Origin of the sequence: Adlercreutzia muris (assembly GCF_008831045.1) — a bacterium.
GTDB classification, from domain to species: Bacteria; Actinomycetota; Coriobacteriia; order Coriobacteriales; family Eggerthellaceae; genus Adlercreutzia; species Adlercreutzia muris.
The window spans coordinates 79,049-88,406 of sequence record NZ_WAJS01000011.1 but is presented as its reverse complement, the minus strand read 5'-3'; the positions used below and the strand labels follow the sequence as shown (position 1 = coordinate 88,406).

The following is a 9,358-nucleotide window of genomic DNA, read 5'->3' as shown; positions in this document are numbered from 1 at the left end:
GTCGAGGGGCCGGCCTGCGGCGGTCCTGCCGCCCGGGGCGCGGCTGCGGGGAGGGGTGCGGCTCGCGGCCGGGGTTGGGGGAGCGGCCGAGAAGCACGATGTGCCCGGGTGCATCGCATTATAGAGGCTCGGAAGTTTTTTATTCGGGCAATTCGGCCGAGAAGCACGATGTGCTCGAGCACATCGTGCTTTTGCGACGTGCGAGCAGCCCTGCGATCTCCCCTGGCAGTTATTTGCGGCTGAAAACTACGGTTGGCCCGTGCATACCGCAAAAAACAGGCAGATTCTCCCCTCATCTTCTGCAGTTGGTGCGAAAAGATGTCCGAAAATGCCGAATCGCCCGATCATATCGGTATTTTCGGACATCTTCCCTGGAGCTGTCGCGAAAAAGGAGCGATACCCGGGTGCCGCCCGGGTATCGCTCCGCCGCCGGGTCGCCGCCTCGGCCACCGCTCCGCCGCCGGGTCGCCGCCTCGGCCACCGCTCCGCCGCCGGGTCGCCGCCTCGGCTGCCGCTCCGCTGCCGAGTCGTCGCCCTGATCATTGCCCTGCTTCCCCTCCTCGTCGTTTGATGTCGCGCTTCGCGGCCCCCTCATCGCTTTCGACCACACCTCGGTGCGGCCTCTCCGTCGTTTATGGCCGTGCTCTGGTGCGGCCCCATCGTCCGCGGCCGCACCCCGGCGTGCCCCCTCGTGCCCGCCATCGCCCTGCCGTCCCTCGTTCGCCCCGCCATCGCCTCGCCATCTCTCGTTCGCCCCGCCATCGCCCCGCCGTCCCTCGTTCGCCCGCCATCGCCCCGCTATCGCCACGACACTTCCTCGCCGCCATGCTGCCCCTTAATACTCGCGATCGGGTCTCGGCGCGGTGCTCTTGCCGGGCTTTCCGGCATCCCGGCCGCTCTCATGTTGATCGGGGGTCTCGAAGAGCGTTCGCAGCGACCAGTCCAGGGCGAAAAGGGATCGATGGCTTTTAGGGAAGCGCTTGCTTCGGATGCGCATGGGCCGCTTGGCGCAGCGGCTCACCTCGCGGGCTACATTGGCCATGTGCCGGCTGCTGCCGAGCTGCAGAGAGGTGACCGTGATTACCCGGTAGCCCTCGGCCTCCAGCGCGAGCCGTTTTGTGGCGTCGAGCATGGCTTGGTGGCTGGTGAGGTGTATGGAATCGGCATCGTATTCGACATCGAGCCGGCAGCCGGGCCAGTAGAGATCGGGAACGAGCGAGGAGCGCCCTGCCAGGTTTTGCCCGCGCTTGCCCAAGGGAATCGCATGGTTTACGAGAGCCCCCTCGCAGCCGAATCCGCCGAGGCGGTGGGGGAGGCAGAGGGCCATGCGCAGAAATACCTCGGGAGGCGAGGCGGCCAGCTCGGTCATGTGGGGGAGGCAGCGGCGCAGGGCCTTCAGCCCCTTGATTCCGGGATGAAGGCGGGCGAATCGGGCTATGGTCGCAACGTCCGTCAGAGGTGCGCGCTCGCGCAGGCCCGTGGCACAGATGGGATCGATGGCGAATGACCCGCAGAGTAGACCGCCGTACAAGATGAGTTCCTGATCGGTGGACTCTCGTGCGAGCTGGGCGAGGCAGAGCTCGGGCGATGGCGCGTAAATGCCGCTGTGGATTTTGAGCAGGGAGCCCGCGGGCAGCGGGGCCCGCGCGCTGTGTAATGTCGCCGCCGCGCCGAGCGCGCGCTCCCATCGAGGGGCGAGAAGGTGCAGCGGGTCGGGAAGCTGCGGATAGCGACGGCGAACGTAGCGGAGGGCCTGCGCGGTGGGCTGGCAGCCGTCGAGGGCCTCCTGCGCCACCGCGCGGTCGCGATCGATGGAGGGCAGGGTCATTAAAACCGAGAGAGCGGTTTTGCCGTAGAGTGCTAAACGCATAGGGAATCCTCTCCGCGATCCAGCCGAGGGTCATGCCGAGCCGGTCCAATGGTGGTGCAGGGACTATAGGGGGAAAGGCTGCCGCATTTCAAGACCCTGCGGAACCGTCCCCAAACCGCCGGCGCGTCGCGTCGGTGTCGCCATGCTGTCTTCACGAACATCTGAACAGGCTTTTCTTCGGTTTCAGGGGGTTCCTCTGCGCTGTCGGGCCGGACATCCGCCAGTAAGAAAAGACATTCGTCGGTAAAATCAGAAGGGAAGGCCGCCAGAGCGTCATGGGCTGGGGCGGCGGGCTATGACCTCACGGCGGAGGGCTGCCGACGCGGCACAAAGTGACGATTTGCACGGGAGCATCGTGAAAAAGCGCCGTACTTTGCGTCTGAAGCGGGATCCGAATATCCCTTGCTGCCGGTAATTGCCGGCCTGCACGGGCGCATCGGTGATTTCGGGCGAAAAAGTTGGGGAGAAGGGCGTCTGTGGGTCGTTGTCTGCCGCAAATTGGCGAACGAACCGTTCACATCGTGGAAAAACGGCGAGTATCCGCTTGATGTCCCGGCGACGGGCTCCATCGGCTGGGGGGGGGACTGGCTGCTCGGGGAATGTCTCCCGCCATGGGGGTGGGCGCTGGCACCGCAGCCTTCGGAGGTGGTGCGCCTCAGCCTTAGGGGGCGCTGGCACCGCAGCCTTCGGGAGCGGGGGCGTGCCGCGGTCGGGTGTCGCGGCGGGCCGCCATGCTCTCCTGCCGCGCCCGACCGCCGCCCCGCTCGCCGGGATCGCAGCTGCTGCCGCGCCCGACCGCCGCTCCGCTCGCCGGGATCGCAGCTGCTGCCGCGTCCGACGCCGCGGATCGTCCGTTTCGCTGACCGCAACGCTCGTCGGAGCCACGGCCTCGCCGCCCCCGGATGCCGCGCCCGCCATGGTTGCTGCGGGAGCGGGGGATCGCCGCTGGGGAGATTTTGCGGTACTGCGGCAGCTGGATGGGGCTTGGCGATACCCGGAGCCGTGAAATGGCCTATAATCAGGGCAGTTCATTTATGAGCGCGTCAGGGTCGGTGCGGCAAGCGCCCCGGCACCCGGGCGGCTCGCGGCGCCATGGGGCGGCAGCCTGTGGCGTTGCGCCGTTTCGCGGGTGCTGCGAGGCCTGTCACCGGTTCGGGCGGAAAGGTAAGCCGCACGCACGCGTGCACAGCTTAAGGAGAAGTAAGGTGACAGAAGCAGTGAAGCGCGTCTACGCCTTCGGCAAGGACGCCAACGGGAACAACGTGACCGAGGGCAACACCGACATGAAGTGGGTGCTCGGCGGCAAGGGCGCCAACCTCGCCGAAATGGCCAACATCGGCCTGCCGGTGCCTCCGGGATTCACCATCACCTGCCAGACCTGCATGGAGTACGCCAACGCCGGCAACGTGTGGCCCGAAGGCGCCCTCGACACCATCGCCGAGTACCGCGCCGACCTCGAGGAGCGCATGGGCAAGCGTCTCGGCGACGCCGAGGACCCGCTGCTCGTCTCCGTCCGCTCCGGCGCCCCCTTCTCCATGCCGGGCATGATGGACACCGTGCTGAACCTGGGTCTGAACGACGCCTCCATCCAGGGCCTCATCAAGCAGACCGAGAACCCGCGCTTCGCCTGGGACTCCTACCGCCGCTTCATCCAGATGTTCTCCAACGTGGTCATGGGCCTGGACGGCGACCTGTTCGAGAACGCCATCGTGGCCATGAAGAACGACCGCGGCGCCGCCTCCGACACCGACCTGACCGCCGATGACCTGCAGGAACTCGTGGGCGAGTTCAAGACCATCTTCGCCGACAACGTCGATGGCGAGGCCTACCCGGCGCTGGTGGTCGACGGCGCCGTGCAGTTCCCGCAGGATCCCATGGTGCAGCTGCAGCTGGCCATCGAGGCCGTGTTCGGCTCCTGGAACAACCCCCGCGCGGTGCTCTATCGCGCCACCAACAAGATCGCCGACGATTTGGGCACGGCCGTGAACGTGCAGTCCATGGTGTTCGGCAACAAGGGCAACACCAGCGCCACCGGCGTGGCCTTCACCCGCAATCCCGCCAACGGCGCCAAGGAGTTCTACGGCGACTACCTGGTGAACGCCCAGGGCGAGGACGTGGTGGCCGGCATCCGCAACACGAGCCCCATTGCCGAGCTGAAGGAAGTGGAGGGCCTGGAAGAGGCCGGCGCGCAGCTGGAGGAGATCTTCGGCGTGCTGGAGAACCACTTCCGCGATATGTGCGACATCGAGTTCACCATCGAGCAGGGCAAGCTCTGGATGCTCCAGACCCGCGCCGGCAAGCGCACCGCCGCGGCGGCCCTCGGCATCGCCATCGCCATGGAGCGCGAGGGCCTCATCTCCAAGGAGGAGGCCGTCATGCGCGTGGCCCCCGACCAGCTCGACCAGCTGCTGCACCCGCAGTTCGACAAGGACGCCACCTACGACGTGGTGGCCCGCGGCCTGAACGCGTCCCCGGGCGCCGCGGTGGGCGAGGCCGTCTTCTCCGCCGCCGACGCCGTGGCCGCCACCGAGGCCGGCCGCAAGTGCGTGCTCGTGCGCTGGGAGACCAACCCCGACGATTTGGCCGGCATGATCGCCGCCGAGGGCATCCTCACCTCCCATGGCGGGAAGACCTCCCACGCGGCCGTTATCGCCCGCGGCATGGGCGCGCCATGCGTCTGCGGCGTGGAGGCCCTGAAGATCGACGCGGCCAAGAAGGAAGCGGCCATCGCCGGCACCGACATCGTCATCCGCGAGGGCGACATGATCTCCATCGACGGCACCACCGGTATCGTGGTGCTGGGCGCGGTGGATCTGGTGCTGCCCGAGCTGACCGGCGATTTGGACACCATTCTGGAGTGGGCCGACGAGTTCCGCACCCTGGGCGTGCGCGCCAACGCCGACAATCCCGAGGACGCCGAGCTGTCCCGCGGCTTCGGTGCCGAGGGCATCGGTTTGTGCCGTACCGAGCACATGTTCCTGGGCGACCGCAAGCAGATCATCCAGACCTTCATCCTGAACGACGACGAGCTCATCCGCGAGAAGGCCGTGGCTGATCTCTACGAGGCCCAGGTGGGCGACTTCTACGGCATGTTCAAGGCCATGGACGGCCTGCCGGTCATCGTACGCCTGCTGGACCCGCCGCTGCACGAGTTCCTGGAGAGCCCGCGCGAGCTGGACGTGGGGATCGCCAAGCTGGAGGTGTCCGGCGCCTCGGCCGACGTCATCGCCGAGAAGCGCGCGCTTTTGGAGAAGATCGACGGCTTCGCCGAGCAGAACCCCATGCTGGGCATGCGCGGCTGCCGTCTGGGCATCGTGTACCCCATCCTGCCCGTGATGCAGGTGCGCGCCATCGCCACCGCCTGCGCCCGTCTGCAGAAGGAAGGCTTCGCGCCGAAGCCGGAGATCATGATCCCGCTCGTGTCGGTGCTGCCCGAGCTGGCGAAGCTGCGCGGTGTGGCCGAGGCCACTATCGCCGAGGTCGCCGAGGCCGAGGGCGTGGAGCTGTCCATCCCCGTGGGCACCATGATCGAGCTGCCGCGCGCAGCCGTCACCGCCAACGAGATTGCCACTGAGGCCGACTTCTTCTCCTTCGGCACCAACGACCTCACCCAGACCACCTTCGGCTTCAGCCGCGACGACGTGGAGGGCGAGTTCGTGCCGCAGTACCTGGCCGAGCACCTGCTGCCCTACAACCCGTTCGCCACCATCGATCCCGGTGTGGCGAAGCTCGTGGAGATGGGCGTCGAGCTGGGCCACGAGGGCAACCCGGACATCGTGTGCGGCGTCTGCGGCGAGCACGGCGGCGATCCGGAGTCCATCCACACGTTCAACCGTATCGGCCTGGACTACGTGAGCTGCTCTCCCTACCGCGTGCCGGTGGCCCGCCTGGCCGCCGCTCAGGCTGCCATCCAGCAGCGCTAGGGCGCTTTCGCCGGTTGCGGCGCGGCGGCGTTCGCGCCCGTATTCGCAACGGTAGCGTGCAACTACGCATCGCCCAAGGCGCGGGAAGGCTTCGGCCCTCTCGCGCCTTTCTTTTCAGGGAGGGGTCTTGACGGCATCGGTTGGCGATGCGGCCCTTCCGCTCTTGCGCAGGGCGGGGGAACTTGCTAGAATGGCCGCCAACGGAGGCCCGGCCGTTAGCGGGCAGTGCCGTTGGGTTTGTGAGCCTCGGGTGCTGCTTCACCCGAGGCTTCTTTGTCAAACCCCTGCCGTTTCTGCTCGGTGCTCTGGGTATAGAGTTTCACCGCTGCCGTCGCCAATCCCGTGAGAGCGGTCGGCAACTGCAGGATAAACAAGGTAAGCTCCATAGGCCATCACCTCCTGCCTTGTTGGACGAGCCAATAGAATCAGAAGGCACTGCCAGCACGTTTCGGGACTTACACCGTTGACAGATACAAACTAGCGTATTACAAATTACCATTAAAGGCTTGACAGCCAAAAAGTTGAAAAAGAAAGAGCCGGCGATGACGTTGCATCTCGATAACCTGCCCCGGACCATCTACGTCGAGCGGGAGGAGGGAAAGCCGCGGGTCGTGATGATCGACCAGCGGGCCCTGCCCGGCGAGCTTACGTGGATTCGCACGGCGGACTGGCGGGTCGTGGTGGATGCGGTGAAGACCCTCGCTGTGCGCGGCGCCCCGGCCATAGGCGTGGCGGGAGCGGCCGCGGTCATGCTCGCGGCCTTCGAGCTCGCTGGTTCGCGCGTCGGCGCGGCGGCGATCGCGGGAGGGGGCGGCGCAGCGGCCTCTTCCCCGCGCGTCGGCCCGGGCCGCCCCGCGGAGGATTTCCGCTCCTTTGGGGGAACCTCCGTCTGGGCCGCAGCGGATGGCTGGGGTTTCCGGGGGGCTCTGGAGGCTGTGGCCTCTGAGGTAGCCGAGGCCCGTCCCACGGCGGTGAACCTGTCCTGGGCCGTGCGCAGGGCCCTTCAGACGGCTTTTGGGGCCCTGGATGGGGGACAGGCGGCCCAAGAGGTGTCCGAGGCTCTGTACGGGCTCGTAGAAGGCCTCATCGTTGAGGATGAGGCCGCCAACCGGCGCATCGGAGCCGCGGGCGCGGCCCTGTTGCGCGAGCGGGCCCGGGCTCTGGGACGGCCGCTGCGCATCCTTACCCACTGCAACGCTGGCAGCCTCGCCACGGCCTTCTACGGCACGGCCCTCGGCGTGGTGTACGCCGCAGCTGCCGAGGGGCTCGTGGAGCGCGTCTGGGCCGACGAGACGCGGCCCGTGGGCCAGGGGGCCCGCCTGACGGTGTGGGAGCTGGCTCGGGCCGGGGTTCCCGCGACGCTTCTTTGCGACAACATGGCCGCGAGCCTCATGGCCGCCGGCCGCATCGACGCCGTGGTGGTGGGGGCCGACCGCATCGCGGCCAACGGGGATGTGGCGAACAAGATCGGCACCCTTGGTGTGGCGGTTCTGGCCCATCACTTCGGGGTGCCCTTCTTCGTGGCCGCGCCGGTCAGCACCGTGGATGTTGCCACGGCCGACGGTGCCGCTATTCCCATTGAGGAGCGCGACGGATCCGAGGTGTGTCCGCATCCGCCCGAGGGCGTGGCCCTCTACAACCCGGCCTTTGATGTGACCCCGGCCTCGCTCATCGCCGCCATCGTGACGGAGGAGGGGGCCTTCGCGCCGAGCGCGCTGGCATCGGCGCTTGTTATGTAAATCGAAATCCCTAGGTCATTACACCCTATATTCCTAACAACATTATATGTTATAGTACGCTTTATCAATCATAGGAGCACTGGGCCCTCTCGCGGTGCCCGGGAAGGGAAGCAGGGAAGGATAGCGGGATGATTACATTGGCTGCGGCCTCGCAGAAGGGCGGCGTGGCGAAGACCACGACCAACTTGGCCATCGGGGCGAAGCTGACTCAGGACGGCGCCCGGGTGCTCTACGTCGACCTGGATCCGCAGATGAACCTCTCGACGACGCTCAAGGCCGCCTGCGCCGGCGTGCCCTCCTCCCTCGAGGTGCTCACGGGCCAGGCCACTATCGCCGAAGCGGCCCAGGTCATCGACGGCTACGCCGTGGTGCCTGCCAGCCGCCTGAACGGCAAGGCCGACGACCTCATGCCGAGCGTCGGGAAGGACTACCGGCTCCGCAAGGCCCTGGCCGCCGTGGCCGGCGACTACGACTACGCCATCCTGGATACGCCCCCGGCTCTGGGCACCCTCACGGTGAACGCCCTCACAGCGGCAAGCTGGGTCGTCATTCCGGCCCAGGCCGATGCCTACTCCCTCGACGGCGTGACCGATCTGGCGGCCACCATCGAGGCCATCCGCGAGTACACCAACCCCGATCTGAAGATCGCCGGCATCCTGCTCACGCGCTACAATCCGCGCACCTCCATCTCGCGGGTCATCCACGAGGACGCGGAGGCCATGGCCGCCGAGCTGGACACCAAGGTGTTCAGGGCCTGGATTCGCGAGGCCACGGTCATCAAGGAGGCCCAGGCGGTCAAGCAGTCGCTGTTCGACTACGCGCCATCGGCCAAGGTGGCCTACGATTACCGATTCTTCATCGACGAGCTCATGGGAGAAGTCAATGGCTAAGAAGGACTTGCGTGCCCAGATGGACGCCGCCCGGGCCGCGGCCGCCTTCATCGGCGCCGCCCAGGAGGCCGATCAGGCTCGGGGAGCCCAAGAGGCCCCCGCGCCGGCCTCGTCCGCCGCAGTGTCCGTGGAGGCGAGCCCCTCGGTGGCCTACGAGGTGGTCTCGCTGGCAGAAGAGGCCCCCCGTGCGGCCGGCTCGCCGGGGGAGGCGCCCCCGGCTGTTTCGGAGAGGACGCTTTCGGGGCAGGCTTCGTCCTCGTCGTCCCGGGCCGATGGCGGGGTCGCGATCGTGGCCCTGGATGCCTCCGATCAATTCGGGGGCGTCGCCGCCCTGGCAGATGTCGCCCCAGCGGCGGGAGCGGGACGCCGAGGGTCGTCGAAGAGCGCCGAGAAGCCCAAGACCCCCCGAACCCGCAAGCCGCGCAAGAAGGCCCCCGAGCCCGTGGAAGAGCCTGCGGACTCGTCGGCGCGCATGACCGCCCAGGTGCTCGTCCCCATGACCGCCGAACAGCGGGAGCACGCTGACTTGCTTGCCCAGGTGATGAAGATCACCCGCGCTGAGGTGATGCGCCAGGCCCTCGACAAGTATTGGGACAACCACAAGGCCGAGCTCCAGGCTGCCGTGATGGCCTATGAGCAGCTTATCCGCAAGCTCATGAAGTGATCCCAGGCCCGCGAAGTGAGGGCGGCGCCCCCCAGCCAGCGCCGCTGCTCGTGGCTTCAGGAGCCGCGATGGCCCCTCTGGAGCCGAGCAACAACCAAGCGCCCCTTGGGGCGCTTTTCTTATGCTCTGATACTGGGGCAAGGGATGACGGGGATCGTATGAGGAGGGGATGGGGGAAGGCGACAGATGGGATTCAACGGAAGGGATGGCAATGGTGTTTTGGAGGGAACGTGGAGCCGATTCCTTTTTAGGCGAATTCGAGAAAAATTTTT

The 9,358-nt window shown here is 67.1% G+C and carries 6 protein-coding genes; 4 read left to right on the top strand and 2 right to left on the bottom strand.

Annotated elements, in window-relative coordinates:
- Positions 1 to 835 precede the first annotated feature (835 nt).
- Entirely contained in the window at positions 836 to 1,870 is a 1,035-nt protein-coding gene (locus F8D48_RS04735) for a hypothetical protein (RefSeq protein ID WP_151430142.1), read from the bottom strand.
- A 1,205-nt stretch (positions 1,871 to 3,075) separates the two neighbouring features.
- On the opposite strand from F8D48_RS04735, the gene ppdK reads away from it, so the two are divergent.
- Entirely contained in the window at positions 3,076 to 5,793 is a 2,718-nt protein-coding gene (ppdK, locus tag F8D48_RS04730; protein WP_151430141.1) for a pyruvate, phosphate dikinase, read from the top strand.
- A gap of 215 nt (positions 5,794 to 6,008) precedes the next feature.
- Here the strand turns inward: ppdK and F8D48_RS11600 are convergent, their stop codons facing one another.
- Positions 6,009 to 6,179, bottom strand: coding sequence for a hypothetical protein (locus tag F8D48_RS11600; protein ID WP_170272726.1), 171 nt, complete (start codon positions 6,177 to 6,179; stop codon positions 6,009 to 6,011).
- Between the two features lie 156 nt (positions 6,180 to 6,335).
- On the opposite strand from F8D48_RS11600, the gene mtnA reads away from it, so the two are divergent.
- From mtnA to F8D48_RS04715, 3 genes are all read left to right on the top strand, one after another.
- Positions 6,336 to 7,532, top strand: a complete 1,197-nt coding sequence (gene mtnA / locus F8D48_RS04725; protein WP_151430140.1) for an S-methyl-5-thioribose-1-phosphate isomerase — start codon at positions 6,336 to 6,338, stop codon at positions 7,530 to 7,532.
- 128 nt (positions 7,533 to 7,660) lie between these two features.
- Complete coding sequence (locus F8D48_RS04720; protein WP_151430139.1) at positions 7,661 to 8,422, top strand: ParA family protein; 762 nt, start codon at positions 7,661 to 7,663, stop codon at positions 8,420 to 8,422.
- Positions 8,415 to 9,086: a hypothetical protein gene (locus F8D48_RS04715; RefSeq protein ID WP_151430138.1), complete on the top strand. Its 672-nt coding sequence runs from the start codon at positions 8,415 to 8,417 to the stop codon at positions 9,084 to 9,086. Before F8D48_RS04720 ends, F8D48_RS04715 begins: the two co-directional genes overlap by 8 nt.
- The last annotated feature ends 272 nt before the right edge of the window (positions 9,087 to 9,358 follow it).